Source organism: Bradyrhizobium stylosanthis, from assembly GCF_001641335.1.
Taxonomy (GTDB): domain Bacteria; phylum Pseudomonadota; class Alphaproteobacteria; order Rhizobiales; family Xanthobacteraceae; genus Bradyrhizobium; species Bradyrhizobium stylosanthis.
Window position 1 is genome coordinate 1,229,439 of the sequence record NZ_LVEM01000003.1, and the last position, 18,903, is coordinate 1,248,341.

An 18,903-nucleotide genomic window follows, 5' to 3' on the forward strand; every position below is an offset into this window, starting at 1 on the left:
CGGCTGACATTTGATCGCTCGATGAGCGTATCTTCCGCTGAACAGCATCAATGCCGCCCTCGCGATGCTTCATCAGCAGGTCGATCAGCCTGGATGCGAAGTTCTCCCGAACAACAGCGGCCTACAAAAGCAGCGCGTCATCTCAAACAGCGTGTCACTCATTCGGAACTTTCGAGGCGCTCTGGCAAGATTGCGTCTTCAGCGGCTGCTACTCGGCACGAATCTTCTTATCCAGGTGATCACTCTCCGCGTGGAATCTTCTGCACTGTCTGCCTTAAGACACCGCTGGCCGAACTTCTACACGAAAGCCGACGCATTCCGGGGGCGCGGCACAAAGCACACGCTTTCCTCTTCGTAAATGAGGCTCGAACACATCATTCGTGGCATGGCAATTGCTGGGACAGATTTGAGAGCGGACGACGATGCGCTCTTGTCTCCGGCCCAGGGGTTCAGATGAGGCCTTCTCAATCGATCAATCGAGGCCATGCTGATGCTCCCATCCGTCAGATGCGGAGTCGCCCTTGGTCTCGCGGCGCCGAGCTGAGCAAAGCGGCAGAGTTCGTTCCTACCGCATGTTGCTGCATAAAAGTCCTGAAAACGCGCCAGCGGCGATTTGCTGGTGTGTTTCCACAAACTGCATTTTCCATCGATGCCTTCCCACACCAGGCGATTCCAGCGCACTAGCGCTGTTGCTAGCAATCACACCGAGACAAGGAGATAAGGATGATGAAGGAAGCCGGGATCAACGCTGACGTAGACGGGGCAGCAGGCGCATTTCAGGACTTTGCCAAGCAAACCATCGGAACGCAGACGGAGTTCTCGAGAAGATTTTTCGACATCTATTCGCATTGGCATGAGCGGATTCAAACCGAATCTACGCAGGCGATAGAGCTCTTGGCGAAGCTTACTTCCACGACCTCCGCAAACGATCAAATCGGTTATCTTCAGAGCTGGATGAAAGGTGCCACGCAGCGGGCCTCGCGGGATGTGATCTACTCGATTGAAACCACCAAAGCTCTCGCAAACGCCGACCTTCCGCCGTTCGCCAGCCCGGAGCTCTTCAAGCCGACAACTCTCTTCCCCCATTTGGCATCGTTCAACTTGCCAGCCGGGGCTGGGGTCAACTTCCATTACGGTTCTTGGCAGCTGCCGACGCTCCGGATCGAAGGGTGTCGACCAGAGCGTTGAAAGTTGGGCTTTTCTTACCAGGAGTTCACAGGAAGACGGGTCCTTCGGAAGGAGCGTCGCCAGCACATTTCATTGGCGCTCGTTGGTCGCAATGACGTTTACTTCCGCTGCTAGCAACGCCACCAACATCATTTCGGACGGGCTATGATTGTCAGCCGAGCCGGGCATGACCGCATTAGATAGGTTCGGCGAGTCCGGCGGTGCCGTTACGGGCGCCCCTTGTGCCGCTATCTCGGAGCAGGGGATGCCGGCAACTATCGGCATCACGATGTTTTTGTCTCGGCTGTTAGGTTTACGACGGGTTGTTTGCCTTTCGCTAGCTCCCTTCGGAGAGCATCGACGTCCCAATGATGCCCTCCGAGGCCAATTGTGCGATCTCGGCGCAGGAGAGCCCGAGAAGACCTGATAATACCTCGCCGTTATGCTCTCCGAGCGCTGGCGCGGCTGTGCGGACGGCAAACGGCCCCGCACCATCGCGGATCGGCATTGACGGCTGTGGATGCAAACCAATGAACGCGCCCCAGATCCGATGCAGGATCACTGCGAGCTTGCCTGCCAGGACAACCTTTGCGCGCTTCGCGCCTCTTCCCTTGGCGACGTCCATCCCGCAGCGCTTGAGTTTGAGAACCGCGTGATGCGCGATAGTATAACGTTAGCGGCTTCATACAACACCCTCCGCACCGTCTCATCTCAGGCCAACGTGATCCCGCCTGTGACGTCTTTTTCTCCCGATTGGTATTTTTTGGCGTAACCCCGAACAGTGCGCCTGCGGCCTTCGTTTTAACGATGCGATGAGGGTCATCAATCGCCGATTTGTAGGTGATCGCTACCAGAGGACCAACGCCAGGCACTGTCATAAGCCGGCGACAGACCGCATCGTCGCGCACAAGTGCCAGCACAGCCTTGTGTAGCCTTCCGTACTCCGCCTTCAAGGTCGATCGCGCCGAAAGCACCGCAGTGGCAATGCGCTCCAACGTCGCGTGACCCGCAACCAACTCTCGGATCCGCACTTCGAAATTCCTCCGCATCACCGGGCCAACCTTCAGCCCGAAGCCACGCAAAATCTCGCGGATACTCAACTACACGTCGATCAGCCGCCCAAGAAGCTGTTTACGCGCGATCAGGAGTGCCCGGATCTCCTACGCACCGACTGACTTTGCGTGTACCGGCTGGAACCAGCCCATCCGGATCAACCGGGCGATCCCGCGCGCATCCTTGCGAATGTCTTCAGCGTCATCGCAGAAAATGCGGCCTTCACATGCGGTGTTTCCAGCAGAACCGTCTCGAATCCTGCTCCTTTAAGGGCCGCATATAGCCATTGCGACAGGGGCCCTGCTTCCAGCCCGATCCGCTCAATTGCAAAGCGAAGTTTCTCGAAAAACTCGACCAAGGCGTCGGGTTCGCTCGCAACCTTCGCCTCCTTCAGGATCTTACCCTGGGCGTCCACAACGCATACGCTCGACAGTTCCAGGAGACGTCAATTCCGGCATAGTTCTGCACGGCTGTCCGCCGTCTCCAGATGCTTGGGGCCGACTCACGTCGTGACCCCGCTTCATCATCTGACGGGGGACAGCCACCATCATGACCGCTTGCTCGGAGCCGGTTCCATCACGGCATCTAGATCGCCGGGATCCAATACAGCGCTGCGAAGCGCACTTCCCTGCGCGACGTTGCAGGACTTGTATCTCCGCCTATACCGGGGCGCAGCGGGGCGGCCCCGACGCCTGGACCTGGGATGCGTCGAGTCCGCCCCAACACCACCATGGGGGGGGGGCGCCCGGTGATGTTTTGTTTGGCAGAGCAAGCGATGTGCCAGACGGAAGCAGCTTTAGGCAAGTCCGCCCTTACGGGATGAAGCTCGGGAAGAGAGAGAAATTGCATGCATGAGTGCTAATGCCCAGGACGATCCCTTTCATCAAACCGTTGCGACCGCAAATTCGGTTCGTTGTCGCAGTTCTGTTTGGCGTTATGGTTTGAGGAGTACGGGCCACGCGCTCAGCTCGACGAACGCAGCGCGCCTGTTGTGTTCAGGACAATACAGCCCGCATCCCGCGAATGGGCACCCAACCCAGTCGATGTTGCCGCCTTTTGTTCGCGACGGAGCCCCCAGCGATATTGTCTCAGGAAGACCTAATCACCAGCCCTGGACGACGCATCGTCAGGCTTGAGATGCCGTTTCCGAACATTATAACTGACCAGCTAAATCACGCCGACGGCGATCGGCACGAAAGCCGCGGTTACGGACGCTGGCTCTACGTGCAGTCCAACATCCTGCGCGCCTTTGGCAAGATAGGCAAATAGGCTGACCACATAATATCCGATAGCCCCGACTGACAATCCCTCGACCGTGGACTGCAGGCGAAGCTGTTGCCTCGTCCGTTCATTAATCGAGCGCAAAAGGTCGCGATTCTGTTGCTCGATTTCAACGTCCACGCGTGTTCGCAACAGGTCCGCGGCGCGGGCCAGCTTGTCCGATAGATTCGCCTGACGCTCCTCCATCGTTGCGCAGGTCCGTATAGCAGGCGCCATACGGCGCGCGAGGAAGGCCGACCAAGTCGGATAATCCGCGACGCCCTCGCCTTCAACGATAGATAATCGCGATTGAACCAGCTCGTTGTATGCTCTGCTCGCACCGAAACGGAACAAACTGCCTGCCACATCTCTTTCAAAGGAGACTGCCAGCGCCGTTAGTTCTTGAAGGAGATGGTTGTTGACCTTTAGCCCTTCCGCGCCTGCATCTCCTCAAGCACCTCGACGAGACGGCGATCTATTCGATCTACCGATGGGCCAAGCTCCAGCGCGGTCGATAGACCAAGCAGGGCCAGGGACCTGTATGTCTCGATTTCTAACAAGCGTTGCACCAGCGCGCCGAGATCGTGTGGCGTCAATCCGCGATCGTGGACCAGAATTCTGGTGAAACCCTTATCGTCAGCGCGAAAGTCCGAGGCCACAACGCTCGCCCCGCCTTTGACGTTGACCATCGCCAGGCTACTTCTCTCAAAAATCTGCTCGGTGCGCTCGGTCGGACAAGTGCCCCGTTCTGCCTCTAACTTGATCGCGGCAAGCAGTTCTCCAGCCTGCGATAGTGCACGGATTAGTGACTGCGCGGAGTTATGGACGTCGCCGAATTGACGAGCGGCTAGACTGTTCGTGGTGCTCCAGATCCAAGTGAAGGTCGCAAATTTCGAGTGCTGCTCCTAGCGTAGCGCCACCGGTCCGAACTCGATCTGATGGTGTTTCGCGGACGGCTCGGGCGGAGTTACCTTGTGCTACCGACAGAATTCAATGAACCGGCCGCGATCATTTGCCGCATCGTCGCCCTTCGCGAGAAATACAAAACGTACCATTCCGAACGACGAAACTAGACTGGCAAACGGCCACGCATGCACTTCGCCGAGGACAGCCTTCCGCTCAGGATGCAGTTTGCATGATGCCAAATCCAATTCATTGCCCATCGAGGCCTCCCGAGTCAGCAGCATTCGCATCACCGCGAGCGGCATGGTCGCCCACCGAGTCGGTGCGCCCGCTAGCATGAGATCAAGCTCGGATCGACGGCCTTGAGCTTGCAAATGAGACCCTGCGCGAGCCAGATCGCCAGGCAATCGATCTCGAACGCGGTCATCGAGGCGTTTCTTGAAGTTGTCGGAGCCATCAGCTCTACGTCCTGCAGGCTTTTAGACAAATTGCCGCCATTTTGCGCCAGCAGTGGAGCTACATCCGCATCGTCGCTTTGATACATTAAGTTTCAAATGCGCCTCCGTTTCATAAGCCTCGGCGTTGCGTTTTTGTGCAGTGCAGGATTTGGGCCAGTGGGCACGCGAACACGCGCGTTGCCTTCAGGCACCATGTCAGTCTCGCGACAACTTGGTCACTCCTGGCATGGGCACTTATGGTCGGAATCGGACGCACGACACCGAACAAAACGGCCTGTACGATACTTGCCTAGCTACGCATGCTCGAACCGGCTCACCGCTCTGACATAGCCATCCTTTGCCGGATGATTAGGGCTGAGACTCGATCAGAGCCAGCAGGCGACGGCGGTTGCGAGCGCCACGGCAGGCAGGAATTGGCGGCGATCGCCGCCCATGCCGCATCCGACGACCAGAACAACGGCATACGTCGCGTCCCGTTATCACCCCCTCTGTGAATCAGGAAAACCGCACCTACTCAACACGCTGATCGGGTTTTGACCCTAATCACGTCGCGACCCAGAGGGCTTGCTCGATGCGCGGAGCGAGTAAATTACACAGCACACCGAGACAAGCGCCTCGGACTGCAGAATTTCTTCCCTTTGAGCGAATTGAGCCCGATCGGTCGCGCCCACGCCACCTGTTCGTGGCTCGCGCATTGCGAGCTGAACTCGACGAGTTGGTTGAATGCGATCGTCGAAGACCGACACACGGTCATCCCCACTTTAATGTCTAAGGGGCGCACGCAAATCGGCGCCCTGCAGCGAGGCCGGTCTTACATTCGCTTTTCACATGACGCGCACAGAATGACCTGTGGGTCGGTCGCCTAAACTGCTACAAATTAGCGGAGTCGCGGAGCCTTTTGACAAACCTCGCCTCAGCACCGGGTATGCATAACTCAGCAGATCAATGCCAGGAACATGGATGTCGCATATACCACTAAACCGCTGCGGCTCTCTTTTAACGTGACAGCATGTCCTACAGCGATTCTCTGCCCTTCGGCAGTGGGGCTACAGCTCCAGCTGGTCAAGAGTTTGCTACCTAAACAGCCGTTTACGCTGAGGGCTTATTGAGGAACTATCAGTCTGTAAACTCAAGCTTGAATTTGCCAAACCCAGCTGGCTTTGCTTTGAAGTTGACCGTCTTATCTGTGAGACACTCCAAGGTACCCGATGCGAACTTAAACGACGTCTTACCGTACGCTTCGACTCCAACGGCTTGGTCGTCCTCTAGGACAATGTCCCCCGCGCCTTCCAAAAGCTGCTCGTTTGCAAAACCATCGGGGGAGCGGTGAAGGCTAAGCGAAGCCCAAAAGTTTCCCTTCTCGTTATCAAGCTCGACGACAGAAATTGCTGTCACTACGGCTTCTTGGAATACCCCATCAACGCCTGTGCACGCATATTGGAAGCTGATGACGTCGTGTTCATTGCGATCACCCACTGGATATCGAGTTGAAGCGACTATGGTGCAGTCGTAGCGTCCGATTGTGCCAGCGAGCGTGACTCCGCCCATCCCGATCAAGCCGAATGCGGAACATAGTATAGTAGCAAGAAAGGCTCGTGCCATTTTGATTACGTCTTCTGAAGCGGATTCGTGCACCCCATATACAACTTGACGCAACGTCAGATTCAACCCCCTTCAGAAGGGGACGTAACGTCCATCTGTTCGACTACAACGGCGGCTCCGTCTGACCGTCGATGCCAGCATATCTGATTTCAATAGACGCGAGCGAGGCCCCGCAGGAGATAAGCTCAGTATCGGTAAGGTGGTAAGCTAGCTGGCGCGGGCACTCGGCTAGCAAAGACGAACAGTCTTGTGGACATTACAGCATATCGATGTCGACAAACTACAATCGTCGCCGGAGAAGAAAGTGGCATTGAGGCGGCCGCGGTCTGGCGACTTTGGTCACAGGATAGCGCCCACCGTCGCTGCTGAAACATACGTCTCTCGGTCAGCCACATGCGGAATTTCGAAAACTAGCGGTAAGCTACAGGTCATCAAGGCATCGAAAGCACAACGCTCCTCGCGCAAACGTCGCTCGATATATTGGCGCTCGGGCCCATTTGGCTTGGCTTTCAGTAAACGGCGATATCGATGGATGCGGTTACGGTGAGTGCGCATGGCTGCAAAATCCTCGTTCATCATCCTCTTCACTCACTTGCCCGTGCTTCAATTCGTGCCAATGCGCTGATTGGCGAGAGAACCCTGACGTGCTTTTCGCAGCACCTGTTTTCGCCGCTAATTGCTGTTCGTGCGGTCGGCGGCGGACGGTCAAGCAGCACTCCCAACGTCATTGCATTGACGAACCATCGTAATGCGTTCTCAAACGTTGACGAAGCTAGCTCGTAATGCCAAGCGACAGACTGAACCTTCACTGTCTGCGTCCCCAAGCTTGGAAGATACGCGGCAGGCCGACAGTCGTGCTAGACCGGTGGAGGAAGGCCCCGAGCTCGGCCGTAATTGACCCAACCTCCTGGATGCTGGTAAGTCCTAGCTGCATTAGCGCATCCCTAATTGCGACGAAAGTCAGCATTGGAACCCGTTTGACGTCACCGTTGCGCCCGTATGGCTGAACCATTGAGGAATGGACGTCAGAGAAGCCTGCTGCCTCAAGGAGCTCGACGAGTCTGCGACCAATCAAGGGATCTCCACCGCGCCGGCACAGAGCTGCAATGAAGAGCTCGCCTTTGCGACGAAAATGCAGGTAACGGCGGATCGCAGAACTCGCCGTCTCAGTCGATACCCTGCACGATGGCCATCCCCCCAGGTCGGAGTGCCTCGTATGCTTGCTCAAGCGCATGGGCAGGATTGGCGAGATAGGTAAGCACGAACTCACGCTTACCAGTGATTCCCCGCGTACCGGCCAACGATGAGCGATGTTTGCGCGACAGAATACCACATTAGATACCAAGCTGCTTAGCTTCCGTCCGCGCCAGGAGGATTTTGTCTTCGTCGAGATCCAGACCGACGACTCGACCGGCACTGCCAACCCTCTTTGCCAAATCGTACGTAACATCGCCACCGCCGCAACCTGCATCGACGGCCGCGCACCCCTCAAGCGATTCAGATCGATCGAGCAGCATGCGTGTCGCGCTTCTGCCAGCACGCGGGCAAGCACTGCAACACGTGCGCGCCCCTCTTCCACACCCCTTTAGAACGTAGGAGGCGAGATCTTCGGTCCTCATCGAAATCCTCTGCGAATCGGATCTTGATATGGAAAATATCGCATCCTCGAAACCTCTCATTTTGCCTCAGCCGAATTTGAACAGCACGCCGTAACCGCCTCGAGGATAGCTCCATTCAATGTCGCCGGTCTCCTCGCAAATTATTCGGCAAGTACCGCATTCGATGCAGCCATCGACGGTGGCCTCAACTTGGCCATCTTCGCTGAGTTCGTAGCATCGCGCCGGGCAAGCCTTCAGCATCGACAAAAGCTGCGTCGATGGCTTGGCATGGGGGCGCACCTTGATATGGGGGCGGCCGGTATCGACGAGGTAGCGGTTGTTGAATAGCTTGTCCTCGACACGCGTGGATAGCTCGATCGACATAATTTGGTCCCCGTTATGACATCCAGTTCTTCCATTTACCGCCATGCGCGCACGAGGCGAAAGGCGTCGCCAAACAGGCCGCTCCGTGAGCGCGCGTTCGTGAACGACTTGAGTGCGAGCTTTTCCTTGTCGATCTTAGGCGTGCCATCGACACGCACAAAATTCTGCATAGCCTTGGAAACGAGCTGCGGATAAGTCAGGAAGAAGTTTTGCGAGCGAGTGTGCATCAGCGCCGGCATATCCTTGTACTTCCTTAGATCCTTGATCACGAAAGATTCATCGAGCATCTTCTTATACAGCACTAGGTTGTGTGGGATCATCGGTTGATTCCTCGACTTGATCTTAAGAATCGCTTCCGCCGCAATTTGACCCGAGGTCATCGCGAGGTTTGATCCTTCACGATGTATTGTGTTGTTAAGCTGAGCGGCGTCGCCGATCACTACCCATCCGTTGCCGTAGAGTTGGGGTATCGCCTTGAATCCTCCCTCCGGGATTAGATGCGCGGAGTATTCCTTCACCTCGGAGCCTTCTATCAGTGGGGCGACCGAAGGATGACGCCTGAAACGATCGAGCAAGCCATAAGGCGTCTCGCCGGTGCGCTGGAAATCGGCGACCAGGCAGCCGATACCCAGCGAGATGCATTCCTTGTTGGCGTAGATGAAGCCCATGCCGGTCATGCCGCGAGAAATGGTGCCTACGGCCTCAATCACTACCCCTTCGTCACCCCTGAGATTGAAACGCGCCTCAATGGTCTCGCGCGGCAGGAAGTGCATTTCCTTAACTGCAAGCGCAACCTTCTCGGGCTTTGGCCGCTCACGCAGGCCAGCCCGCGTACCAAGCATGCCGTTAACGCCCTCCGCCAACACGACGATATCACCGTGGATCTCCCCATCGCGGCGATCGGCCTTCACGCCAATGACCTTGCCAGAGTCGTCTCGTACGAGTTCGGTGACCGTGGTCTCGCATAATACTGTGGCCCCGGCTTCGCGAACCTTTTGCGAAAACCACTTGTCGAATTGGGCTCGGATGATGGTGTAACGGTTCGGCTTCTCCTCGTTAAAATCTTCGGATCGGTAGTGCAAGCCGGTGTGCGAGCGATCGTCCATCATCCAGAAGCGCTGCTCGACCAAGTGCCGCTCAAGCGGAGCATCCTCACGGAAATCAGGGACCAGCTTCTCAAGCATGTCGGCATAGAGGATCGCGCCCTGCACATTCTTCGAGCCCGAATACTCACCGCGTTCGAGCTGCAGCACCTTCATGCCGCCCTCGGCCATGGTGAGCGCGGCCGCATTGCCGGCCATGCCTGCGCCAACCACGATGGCATCGAATTTTTCCTCAATCATGGTCGTACTCCTTTAACCTGCTATCCGATCGCGGCAATGCGGCGACAGCCGCTCGCGGAACGCAGCGATGAGCGGCGGTAAGAAGTGGATGGCATCGGTAATGATGCCTATATGAGCGAAGTCGAAGATTGGCGCGTTCTTATCAGTGTTGATAGCGACGATAAGATCGGCCCCCTCGACACCAACTCGGTGCTGGATCGCTCCCGAAATGCCGGCAGCGATATAGAGCTTTGGTCGGATCGTCTTGCCCGTCTGGCCGATCTGGCGATCGGAGGTGACCCAGCCCTTCTGCACCAGCGGCCGCGAACTGCCATATTCGGCACCAAGCGTGCTCGCCAGTTGGTGTACCAGCTGAAAATTCTCGGCTGATCCGAGCCCGAGGCCGCCCGCGACGACGGCGTCGGCATAAGCCAGGTTGGATTTTGCTGAGTTGCGGTCGGGCAAGAAATCGAGAACTTTTGTGACGATGTCGTGTTCGACCAGACCGAGTGAGTGCGTGATAATGCGACCGACCGGGCGCGCGATGCGCTTTGGCATCGGCATCACACGTGGGCGGACAGTTGCCATCTGCGGACGGAAATTCAGCGTATAGATCGTGCACAGTAAAGAGCCGCCGAAGGTGGGGCGCGTCGCAGCGAGCGATCCGTCGGCGTCTACGTCGAGCTCGGTGCAATCCGCAGTTAGCCCCGTGAGCAGCGTGGTTGCGACGGAGCCTGCGAGATCCCGGCCGAGCGTAGTGGCGCCCAACAGCAGGATCTCCGGCTTGTAGCCGTTGACGAGGTCGGTCAGAGCCTTCGTGTATGACTCGTTGCGATAGTCGGCCAAAAGATCATTGGAAACGATGTAAACGAGGTCAGCGCCATAACAGAACGACTCGGCAACCGCCTGCTGTGTCGCCTCGCCTTCTGGTCCGATGATAACTGCCGCGAGATCCACATTGAGCTTGTCTGCAAGCCTACGGCCGGCCCCCATGAGCTCCCACGATACGGGGTGCACAATACCGCGTTCCTGCTCTATGAAGACCCAAACGTGCTTGTAGGCCTTAAAGCGCTCAGGCAACTCCTTCTTGGTCGCGGCGCGGCCAGAAGCTGCGGCCGGAGCGCGGCTTTTGGAGGTGGTGCTCATAGTATCGGTTTTCCTTGCTGTACTAGCCACGCGCCGACGCCGCGAGATCGGTTTTCGAGTTCGTCTGGCCAGCGAGGATCACCCCTCTAATATGCGCCGCGGCCGGGTTGCTTGCCGAACTTCGATTACAAAAGTCTTGCTGTGTGACCGAGGCCCAAATAGGCGTTCGGCAAAAACGCCGTGCGACGCGCAAACGGCTCTTGCACGTTGGGCCTTCCCGCCTGTGACACGACGATCTTGTTCACAGGGTGCACTCGCATCTGCGCGGAAGCAGGAACTTGTTTAGTGCAGACTACGATGTGCATGCGCTTCTCCAAGGCTTTGCTGCGATATAGCAAGTGTCGTACCAACTGGGTACGCAGTCGAATTACGGTATAGAGACAGGGCGTACCAAGCCCGCGGCGCGCCCTTCGTCCGAGGAGGGCCGGAGGCCCGACAAAGATGCGGGGACCACCCGTCGGAAATCGAACAGGGCCATTTTTATCAAGACACAGCGATATTGGTTGGTGCCCAGGGCCATTCAGCTCGCGACTGTCGAAGTCTGCCAAGCCACGGCCGCAAGGTTGGTCAGACGAACTGAGAGAGCCTGTGTCAGAAGGAGCCGAAAATCAGGTATCGTTGGGTCAAGTGGCCCTATTTCGTAGGGTATCTTTTTTTCGAAAGGCATTTCTTGCGCAAGAGATGTGTCTGCACCCGGAAGACACAGTTCGCTTCGAACACGTAGGCAAGCACGCCGTGTCCGTCGATTTTGCGTATGTTGGAAAGGTGGAGGGATATTGAGGGTTGCCTTCACCGTCAGCTCGGCGCATCGGAGGCGCGCATTGACATATATCTCGGCGGGCCTACGCTTTCTACGAGGGGCTCTCGGCGGGGATGGTCCCACAGGAGATTAATCCCAAAGATCTGTCACCCTCTGAAGATATGTAGAACAGATCAAACGACCCGGTTTTCCGCTATACGGCCCCCCTTTCTGAAGGATGCCATCACTCCAGTAGGGGCAGAGATCGAGCAAGCAGTACCGAGAGTCGTGGCGCTTGCTCGGTGGCGATGCAACCGTCCTGGCCCAGTTGACTTGCCAAGGTAGGATCCCACGAGTGGTTTATCGATGGCGAAGTGTGGAGACCCGACGTCTGTCGGCCGGCGACGCCTGTGGGCCCGACCTGGTGGTATTCGACGCCCGGCGCGCCGATATCTTACGACTGCTTGAGGCCAATGAAGATGACCGCTCCATCAGAACTTGCTGCGCGAGGCCGAAAGTCTGTTGGAGAACAATTCTCGGAGCGCCCTCGCCATTGGCGCGGCTGCTGTCGAAGTAGCCGTCAAAGCTCTCGTCTCGAAGCTCGCACCCAAGACGTCCTGGCTCGTCCAGAACATTCCTCCACCGCCGATCTTCAGAAAATCGATGAGCATATACCGCTGCTCCTGCCCCAGGGGCACCGCGCTTTTGACGTGGCACTGATCAAGGATCTAAGGTGGCTGTATCGCAGCGCAACGAGCTGATCCATGGGGCAAAGGTTGAGTCTGCGGAAGTTAACTCAGCATTGACCACCTTTCGGGATATCGCGGGGCTCTGCGACTACATTTCAGGGGGGCTTGGACAGCGAATAGGATGAGCCAGCGATTTCGCGCGGCGATGGATCTCCCAACAACAGTCGATAGCATCGGGTGGTTCGTGGACTGACATTGCCGCAGGCGCTGTCGCAGCACCCGATCCATCCTGATGGATGTTTCCATGCGAACGTAGCCATGACAAGGAATGTTAGCATGACGTCGCAAACCGCAACCACAACAGCCTTCGAGTAAATCGTGGTTCCCGCCTCGGCAGCCCTTGCCCCACCCGAGACGATGGGGAAGAAGCAGCGAACGAAAGCAAGTGAGGTGATGCCGTCACTTTAGCCTGCCCAGTTGCACGAGGGACTCTTTCTTCGGCCGTGGAGCGACAGCTTCCTTAAGAACTTTGAAAACGCGTTGGTCGATTGGAGAGGAAGCCACGAAGTCGGCGTAGGCCCGTTCCAGCACGGCTTTACACCGTTCTGCGACCTCCGAATCAGTTGCAGCAGTCAACTCTTCAGCTGCGAGATACTGCCCCATGCGCCGCAGGATGTGCAGCCGCGCCACGTTGATGATCTTAGGATCGTACTTGACACCCAGCAATTCAAAAAACTCTTCGGCCGCAGCGGCCTTGCTCAATCGAAACAAAATTCCGCTAGCCATCATTTTCCTCCGCAACTCTAGCATGGCGCGATGCTAGGTATGCCCAGAATGCGCGTCATAAAGACGCCAAGACCCAGACGTGCTGGCTTAACCACCCGTTCAAGGACTGAGATGGCGGCTAATCGGGACATGCCGGCCCTACATTCCGTTGAGCAGCGAGCGATCGTGGACCTCGCGCCAGATTGTCATCACGGTCTCGGGCGGAACCCCGCCCTTGTGCTCGACGGCATGCTTTCGGATACGCGCAAGGATCGCTCTGCTTTCTTCGTCGCTGACTGAAAGCTGCAATTCGGACAGCAACGCCGTGATCGCAGAGAGCCCTGAGTGTTTACCGATCACAAAGCGGTTTGAGCGACCGAGCAGTTGAGGATCGAGCGCCTGATAGCTGCGCCGATCCTTCCGCAGACCATCGACATGGATGCCGGATTCATGGGTAAAGACATGCTCGCCGACGATCGCCTTGTTGAGTGGAATAGTGCGTGCGGCGGCCCCTGCGACGAGGGCCGCAACATTCTCGAGCTCCGACAGCACGACGCCTGTATCACATCCATACAGCTGTTTGAGCGCGACAGCGACCTCTTCTAGCGGCGCATTGCCAGCACGCTCGCCGAGGCCGATCACGGTGACTGAGGCATGCGTTGCGCCGGCCTTGATTGCAGCGAGCGTGTTAGCCGTCGCGAGACCCAGATCGTCATGGCCGTGGAATTCGATCTCGAGATCGGTGTTTGCACACAGCTCCGATACCAACGCAAAGCTCGCATCGGGATCGAGCACGCTGAGCGTATCAGCGATCCGAAAGCGCCGGGCGCCGACACTTTTTGCCGCAGCGATTAGCTCGACCAGAAAGTCGACATCCGCCCGCGAGGAGTCTTCGCCTCCCACTGCGACATCGAGTCCCCTGTCGCGAGCGTAACCCCCGACCCTCTTCAACTGCTCGAGCGCAGCGCCTCGACCGATGCCGAGCTTGGCAGCTAGTTGCAGGTCAGAAGATGGGACCGAGACATTCACCATGGAGACGCCGGAATCGATTGCCGCATCGACATCTGATTTCTTCAGCCTGCACCAGCCGATGATCGTCGCGGCTACGCCGGCTTCGACAATTGCACGGATCGCGCTGACTTCCTCATAACCCATCGCCGGCGTGCCGGCCTCAATCTCGGTGATTCCGGCCTTTTCCAGGACACGTGCAATGGATACTTTTTCCTCTGTAGTGAAGGCCACGCCAGGAGCCTGCTCACCGTCGCGCAGCGTGGTGTCATTTAGGACAATCCGTCTTGTCTGCAACATGCCAGATACAGTCGTTTGAAAGGTCATGCGCGCATAACGCCTCCCCGCTGAATCGTGAGCAACGGCTGTGCCAGCGGAATTGATGACGGAGAACTCCTGAAATTGAAGTCATTATGGGCAGCAACTGGTCGGTCGCAGATGCTACAATGTAGGGAGCCCGACTGTCAGATGTCGGGGCGCGTACGGCGGATCTGGACGATGATGTCGAGCCGGGAAATCTCGTAGCCCGGCAAGGCCTCCGGCATCTGCTCGAACAGACGCTTTTCGGAGATATCGATCAAGGTGTCTTCGCCGACGAGATAGAAATGCGGATGAATGCGGGTGTCGGTATCAAAACACGATCTTGAGCGGTTGGGCATGACTCGGTGCAACAAGCCAGCTTGCGTGAACTGGCTTAGCGTGTTGTATACGGTCGCAAGCGCGACCTCGATATGGGCTTCGATCGCCTCGTTGAAGAGCATTTCGGCGGTGACGTGGCGGTGGCCCCTTGCGAAGAGCAACTGAGCCAGCAGTACACGCCGGCGCGTCGGCCGCATGCCCGCCTCACGCAGTCGGCGGATACACGACTTCGCCGAATATCCGGTCCAATGCCGCGGCGCGAATTCAGGCTGCGCAGTCTCCCGGGCTCCTGCGACTTTGTTGGCGGAGCGCCCGTCCATAATCTTCACTCGGCCTTGCGAATTGCTGGCGGCTCGGATGTGACTTCGACTCCGCGCAGATAGTCGTTGCGGCGCTGCGCCATCCGGCTCTCGCCGACCTCCTCACCGAAACAGTGATTGAAATCATTGCATTGCGTACACACGGGCGTCGTGCACATGACCAAACCATCCTCCTCGCACAATCTGCGGTAGAAGAAGCGCTTCCAACGCATGTTGTTGGTATTTTGCGCCGCCAACGGCGCAAAATGGCGCGCCAATAGGCGCGATAACTCGGGCCTCTCGCGCAATCCGAGATCTTCCCACAAATGATTCGGCTCCATCGCTCGCCGTGCGATCATGGCTGCCAACCAGCGGCTGATCTCGCCTTCCGTCGATCGCTGTGCAAGCAGAAGGTCACGCACCATGATCTCCTCGTCGCTGGCCGAGCCGGCATTTTCCATCGAAACGACAGTGCGCACGGGCGCCGATGAGAAACATTGCGCTAGCAGTTGGTTGAGGTCCTCTGCGGTCAGGCCCGCTCGCTCGGGGAGCGGCCCGCCATCCATCACAGCGGCACAAAGGACGGAGGCAAGTACATGCCGGTCAAACTCTCGGTCATCACTTACGTCGGCGTCTGCCGGATCGCAGCCAGTTAGGAGATTGTAGAGTTCAATTCCGGCCTGTCGTCTGTCCGCGGGGAAGCCGCCTGACGGAGTTGACATGGCATCGATTGGTCTGTCTTCGACAATCACAAATAACTCCATCGCGTCAGGCTCTCAGTTTCGACGCCGGCCTTGCTCGCGAGGTCTCGGCAGAGACGCCGGTATACCCGGCCCTCACTCGATGCTGCGGCATCCAATTAGCAACTGGCGTGCCATTCGCGCGCGTGCGTTAGGTGCTTGATCGCGCTCAAACGACCGTTGAGGTTCACGGCGGCCAGGCGCCGCCGACCGATCCCGTTAATAGCGCTCCTGTTAGAAGCTGGACAAAGTCGGTTGCGAGGGTGGAATTCTGATGCGAATCTAACCATAAACTTTGCGGAACAAAAATTGCTTGCCAAGCAACCATTGAGCAAATTCGCGGTCTCGAGGCAACCAACGCAGTTGACCGCCGGTGCGTCTCGTCGACGCTGAGCACAAGATCACACGCGCGCTGCATTGCAGTTGGCATCTCAAGCCAAGTTTAGCACCACCAACTCGCTCAGTCCGATATCGTGCCGCTTGGCACTACTGAAGAGGGGCGGACTCCGCAATCGGTCAATTTACTGAATTTCGAAGGTATCTGCATTTTGATTGCCTAGACAAACACGACGAGATGATCGCGGTCCGGTGCACACCACTGCGGTGATCCTCCAAACGCTCGACGCGTCCGCAGAAGGATGGACAGCGGCGCCAGTGATCCAGCTCGGAGCAACGGCATAGGAATTTTGACATGGCTACTGTTCTGTTTTGGGAGAAGCCTGGTTGCGGCACGAACGCGCGCCAGATTCGCGCGCTGGGGTCGGTGGGCCATCAGGTCATTGCGAAGAACTTGATGACCGAGCTCTGGACCACGCCAACTCTGCTTCTTTTCTTTGGTGGCTCGCCGATTCCGTCATGGTTCAATCCCGTCGCGCCGCGGGTGACATCTGGTGCGGTTGACCCCGCGGCGATTAACGCAATGGACGCGATCGCCTTGATGCTTGAGGACCGGCTGCTGATCAGGTGTCCGCTGATAGACGCGATTAGTCTGAAATGTGCCGGATTTGACCGCGAGCCGGTACTGTCGCTCCTAGGCGCAAGCCCGAGGCGGAAGCTTCAGGGCTGCACGTGCACAGCGGCGTTGCCGCCTTATAAGTCCGAATGAAAGCAGCATTTCTAGGCATCGGAACCATGCGCGGCATCGGTCACAACAAGCCGTCGCCGCCGCTGAGGTGCGAGGAGAGGGGTCCGCTCCCCGCGCCAATGCAGCGGCGTCTGCCTTCATACCGCACGAGGCGGGAGTGCTACCTTCGCCTGAGCACGATAACAAGGCGGTCGACGCGGTTGCCATTCTTCAGATGGGAGTCAACAATCTCATCAATGTCTTCCGGGTTGCGCGGACGATACCAGACACCATCAGGATAGACGACCATCAGCGGCCCGGAGCTGCAGAAGCCGAGACACCCGGCTGTAGTGAAGCCGACCTCGGTGAGGCCTCTCGCCTCAATCGCTTTGCCGAGCCGCTCCCACAATGGTCCACCGCCCGCCGCCCCGCAGCTGCCATGTGGATGGTCGGCGGGGCGCTCAGTGTGACAGGCAAAAACGTGATGCCGGTAGAGCTGCGGGATTTCAGGCTCGTTCATATTGCTGCTCATACTGGTGTTACCGTGATTTCGCCATCGTCAGAACTGGTGAGCTGCCCGTCTCTGGACATCTTGAGAGACATCTTGCAGTCGCCGAGGATCCCTGTGTGAACGTGGAGCGGCAGGATAATTGGCCAGTTCGAAATCGTTGTGATGTCGTCTCCAGCACTGACGTACTTAGTGCAAATTTCGGTTAGGTCGCTCATTGAGTCATTCCTTGCAAGTAGCTCTTTGGAACGGCTGTTTCGAGCACGAGCGCCTGGACCGTGTCGGTTGTCTTTCCCTTTAGCGCCTCATAGATCATCTGATGCTGTTCGATGCGACTTTTACCGGCAAAGGCCTGCGACAAGATTCGCGCCCCACAATGGCACCCGGTGCCTGCGAGCTCGGTCACAATCACATCCGCGTCCGGAAACGCTTCGCGGATCAAAGCCTCGATCGCCGGTCCAGCCATCACCATGGTCGTTCACTCCTGCTCTCGCACGGCTGCATGCAAACTCCAAACCAACTATACCACTGCCACCCGACGACGTTAAGGCCAACGGTCCCGCTGGGTAGCGCGACGGCATACTTGAGCCCGAGATAGGCGGCGAATGCCGCCTTGAATGGTTACGAGAGTGCCGTTGGAGAGCAGTTCTAAGCGCAACACGCGATCGACTGCCGCGATTTCGGCCAGGGTGATGAGAACGGAGTTAATCATCCGAGCCCCGGAACCCAACTCTTCGTCGGCCTCTACGACAGCTAAGCGTGATCCGGGGCCACCTTTTTTTGGCCAGAGCGATGCCGGCCGCACGCTTCGGATCATCCGCGATCCACACTCAAAGATCCGCGCTATCGAGTAAATGCAGGTCGAATTGCCTAATGCTACAAGAGGGTGTTTCGGTAGGTCGGACGAGTCGCAGCGGATCCAAGCCAGATGCGGGTATCTCTGTCGCAAAGACTTGAGATACATCATCGAATGACGCGAGTTCCTGCTCGATCTTCGCGATTTTACCTGCCCCCAAAGCCATCGATCGGCTCCTTATTGCCAGAAGGCACGTTCTGGATCCGCCTTCAAGAAATCCGTAACCGCTGCTAAGCGCCGGTGCGTCGAGTGAGCTTCCAGACGCATTGTTTATGATCCTTTCGGAACACCTTCCAGCACGCGCTTGCGCTGTCGTGGTGCAGCAGGGCCACCTCAATAAGGCCTCCTTGGATGTCGATGTTGCGAGAGCACCATGGGCTTTCGACCAAGTAGCCGCCGCCAACTGCAGTGATACTTGCTGAAACATACCGGTATCGATGTCTAGACTTCAGCGCGCGCTCGATTCGCCTGCGATCACCTCATTAGGGTGCGCCGGTCTCGCTGACTTTATGCCTAAGCCGACGATCATGCGCCCTCTTCCTCGATCAGGCCGATTCTCTTTCGAAGCAGCCGACGACCAATTTTCTACCGAACTCGACGAGATGGATCGGCAGGTTCGCCTCAGTGTGCCGGCGAATTCGGGCGATCTCGCCCATCGCCTAAGCCGGACCAGGACGCGTTCGGCTGGAGCATTTGAAAATGAC

General features: G+C 57.5%; 15 protein-coding genes and 3 pseudogenes. 2 read left to right on the forward strand and 16 right to left on the reverse strand.

Features of this window, described 5'->3' with window-relative positions:
- Positions 1 to 723: 723 nt before the first annotated feature.
- On the forward strand, positions 724 to 1,188 hold the full coding sequence (locus A7X65_RS25475) for a hypothetical protein (protein ID WP_063690314.1): 465 nt from the start codon (positions 724 to 726) through the stop codon (positions 1,186 to 1,188).
- Positions 1,189 to 1,708: 520 nt separating this feature from the next.
- Here the strand turns inward: A7X65_RS25475 and A7X65_RS40765 are convergent.
- From A7X65_RS40765 to A7X65_RS25545, 13 genes and pseudogenes are all read right to left on the reverse strand, one after another.
- Positions 1,709 to 2,688 (reverse strand): annotated as a pseudogene (locus A7X65_RS40765) (IS110 family RNA-guided transposase); the annotation flags it as partial.
- A 630-nt stretch (positions 2,689 to 3,318) separates the two neighbouring features.
- Positions 3,319 to 4,643, reverse strand: a pseudogene (locus A7X65_RS43715) (DUF3422 family protein).
- Between the two features lie 71 nt (positions 4,644 to 4,714).
- On the reverse strand, positions 4,715 to 4,927 hold the full coding sequence (locus A7X65_RS42025) for a hypothetical protein (protein WP_145665408.1): 213 nt from the start codon (positions 4,925 to 4,927) through the stop codon (positions 4,715 to 4,717).
- 1,030 nt (positions 4,928 to 5,957) lie between these two features.
- Entirely contained in the window at positions 5,958 to 6,509 is a 552-nt protein-coding gene (locus A7X65_RS25495; RefSeq protein ID WP_145665411.1) for a hypothetical protein, read from the reverse strand.
- 273 nt (positions 6,510 to 6,782) lie between these two features.
- Positions 6,783 to 7,022 (reverse strand): hypothetical protein, encoded by a 240-nt coding sequence (locus tag A7X65_RS40780; protein WP_082885040.1) that lies wholly within the window; start codon positions 7,020 to 7,022, stop codon positions 6,783 to 6,785.
- A 755-nt stretch (positions 7,023 to 7,777) separates the two neighbouring features.
- Positions 7,778 to 7,960, reverse strand: coding sequence for a methyltransferase domain-containing protein (locus A7X65_RS42750; protein ID WP_063690327.1), 183 nt, complete (start codon positions 7,958 to 7,960; stop codon positions 7,778 to 7,780).
- A 168-nt stretch (positions 7,961 to 8,128) separates the two neighbouring features.
- Positions 8,129 to 8,425 (reverse strand): ferredoxin family protein, encoded by a 297-nt coding sequence (locus A7X65_RS25510; protein WP_063690329.1) that lies wholly within the window; start codon positions 8,423 to 8,425, stop codon positions 8,129 to 8,131.
- A gap of 35 nt (positions 8,426 to 8,460) precedes the next feature.
- Positions 8,461 to 9,768 (reverse strand): FAD-dependent oxidoreductase, encoded by a 1,308-nt coding sequence (locus A7X65_RS25515; RefSeq protein ID WP_063690331.1) that lies wholly within the window; start codon positions 9,766 to 9,768, stop codon positions 8,461 to 8,463.
- 12 nt (positions 9,769 to 9,780) lie between these two features.
- On the reverse strand, positions 9,781 to 10,893 hold the full coding sequence (locus A7X65_RS25520) for an electron transfer flavoprotein subunit alpha/FixB family protein (RefSeq protein WP_063690333.1): 1,113 nt from the start codon (positions 10,891 to 10,893) through the stop codon (positions 9,781 to 9,783).
- Positions 10,894 to 12,780: 1,887 nt separating this feature from the next.
- A complete protein-coding gene (gene nifW, locus A7X65_RS25530) occupies positions 12,781 to 13,110 on the reverse strand; it encodes a nitrogenase stabilizing/protective protein NifW (protein ID WP_063690810.1) in 330 nt (109 codons plus the stop codon).
- Positions 13,111 to 13,245: 135 nt separating this feature from the next.
- Positions 13,246 to 14,421 carry a homocitrate synthase gene (nifV, locus tag A7X65_RS25535; RefSeq protein WP_063690339.1) on the reverse strand — a complete coding sequence of 392 codons (1,176 nt, stop codon included), beginning with the start codon at positions 14,419 to 14,421 and terminating at the stop codon, positions 13,246 to 13,248.
- A gap of 137 nt (positions 14,422 to 14,558) precedes the next feature.
- Complete coding sequence (gene irrA, locus A7X65_RS25540) at positions 14,559 to 15,053, reverse strand: iron response transcriptional regulator IrrA (protein WP_063690342.1); 495 nt, start codon at positions 15,051 to 15,053, stop codon at positions 14,559 to 14,561.
- Between the two features lie 5 nt (positions 15,054 to 15,058).
- On the reverse strand, positions 15,059 to 15,754 hold the full coding sequence (locus A7X65_RS25545; protein ID WP_245323880.1) for a nitrogen fixation protein NifQ: 696 nt from the start codon (positions 15,752 to 15,754) through the stop codon (positions 15,059 to 15,061).
- A gap of 709 nt (positions 15,755 to 16,463) precedes the next feature.
- On the opposite strand from A7X65_RS25545, the gene A7X65_RS25550 reads away from it, so the two are divergent.
- Complete coding sequence (locus A7X65_RS25550) at positions 16,464 to 16,877, forward strand: thioredoxin domain-containing protein (RefSeq protein WP_063690348.1); 414 nt, start codon at positions 16,464 to 16,466, stop codon at positions 16,875 to 16,877.
- 139 nt (positions 16,878 to 17,016) lie between these two features.
- Here the strand turns inward: A7X65_RS25550 and A7X65_RS25555 are convergent, their stop codons facing one another.
- From A7X65_RS25555 to A7X65_RS43220, 3 genes and pseudogenes are all read right to left on the reverse strand, one after another.
- Positions 17,017 to 17,355, reverse strand: coding sequence for a (2Fe-2S) ferredoxin domain-containing protein (locus tag A7X65_RS25555; RefSeq protein ID WP_145665422.1), 339 nt, complete (start codon positions 17,353 to 17,355; stop codon positions 17,017 to 17,019).
- 202 nt (positions 17,356 to 17,557) lie between these two features.
- Entirely contained in the window at positions 17,558 to 17,815 is a 258-nt protein-coding gene (locus A7X65_RS25565; protein WP_063690354.1) for a BolA/IbaG family iron-sulfur metabolism protein, read from the reverse strand.
- A gap of 561 nt (positions 17,816 to 18,376) precedes the next feature.
- Positions 18,377 to 18,728, reverse strand: a pseudogene (locus A7X65_RS43220) (DUF3024 domain-containing protein).
- Positions 18,729 to 18,903 lie beyond the last annotated feature (175 nt).

Excerpts from the sequence above, each read along its gene's own strand:
- A7X65_RS25475 (WP_063690314.1), top strand. The coding sequence starts at position 724 with ATGATGAAGGAAGCCGGGATCAACGCTGACGTAGACGGGGCAGCAGGC.
- A7X65_RS42025 (WP_145665408.1), bottom strand. The coding sequence starts at position 4,927 with ATGTATCAAAGCGACGATGCGGATGTAGCTCCACTGCTGGCGCAAAAT.
- A7X65_RS40780 (WP_082885040.1), bottom strand. The coding sequence starts at position 7,022 with ATGATGAACGAGGATTTTGCAGCCATGCGCACTCACCGTAACCGCATC.
- A7X65_RS42750 (WP_063690327.1), bottom strand. The coding sequence starts at position 7,960 with ATGCTGCTCGATCGATCTGAATCGCTTGAGGGGTGCGCGGCCGTCGAT.
- A7X65_RS25510 (WP_063690329.1), bottom strand. The coding sequence starts at position 8,425 with ATGTCGATCGAGCTATCCACGCGTGTCGAGGACAAGCTATTCAACAAC.
- A7X65_RS25515 (WP_063690331.1), bottom strand. The coding sequence starts at position 9,768 with ATGATTGAGGAAAAATTCGATGCCATCGTGGTTGGCGCAGGCATGGCC.
- A7X65_RS25520 (WP_063690333.1), bottom strand. The coding sequence starts at position 10,893 with ATGAGCACCACCTCCAAAAGCCGCGCTCCGGCCGCAGCTTCTGGCCGC.
- nifW (WP_063690810.1), bottom strand. The coding sequence starts at position 13,110 with ATGATGGCTAGCGGAATTTTGTTTCGATTGAGCAAGGCCGCTGCGGCC.
- nifV (WP_063690339.1), bottom strand. The coding sequence starts at position 14,421 with ATGACCTTTCAAACGACTGTATCTGGCATGTTGCAGACAAGACGGATT.
- irrA (WP_063690342.1), bottom strand. The coding sequence starts at position 15,053 with ATGGACGGGCGCTCCGCCAACAAAGTCGCAGGAGCCCGGGAGACTGCG.
- A7X65_RS25545 (WP_245323880.1), bottom strand. The coding sequence starts at position 15,754 with ATGTCAACTCCGTCAGGCGGCTTCCCCGCGGACAGACGACAGGCCGGA.
- A7X65_RS25550 (WP_063690348.1), top strand. The coding sequence starts at position 16,464 with ATGGCTACTGTTCTGTTTTGGGAGAAGCCTGGTTGCGGCACGAACGCG.
- A7X65_RS25555 (WP_145665422.1), bottom strand. The coding sequence starts at position 17,355 with ATGAACGAGCCTGAAATCCCGCAGCTCTACCGGCATCACGTTTTTGCC.
- A7X65_RS25565 (WP_063690354.1), bottom strand. The coding sequence starts at position 17,815 with ATGGTGATGGCTGGACCGGCGATCGAGGCTTTGATCCGCGAAGCGTTT.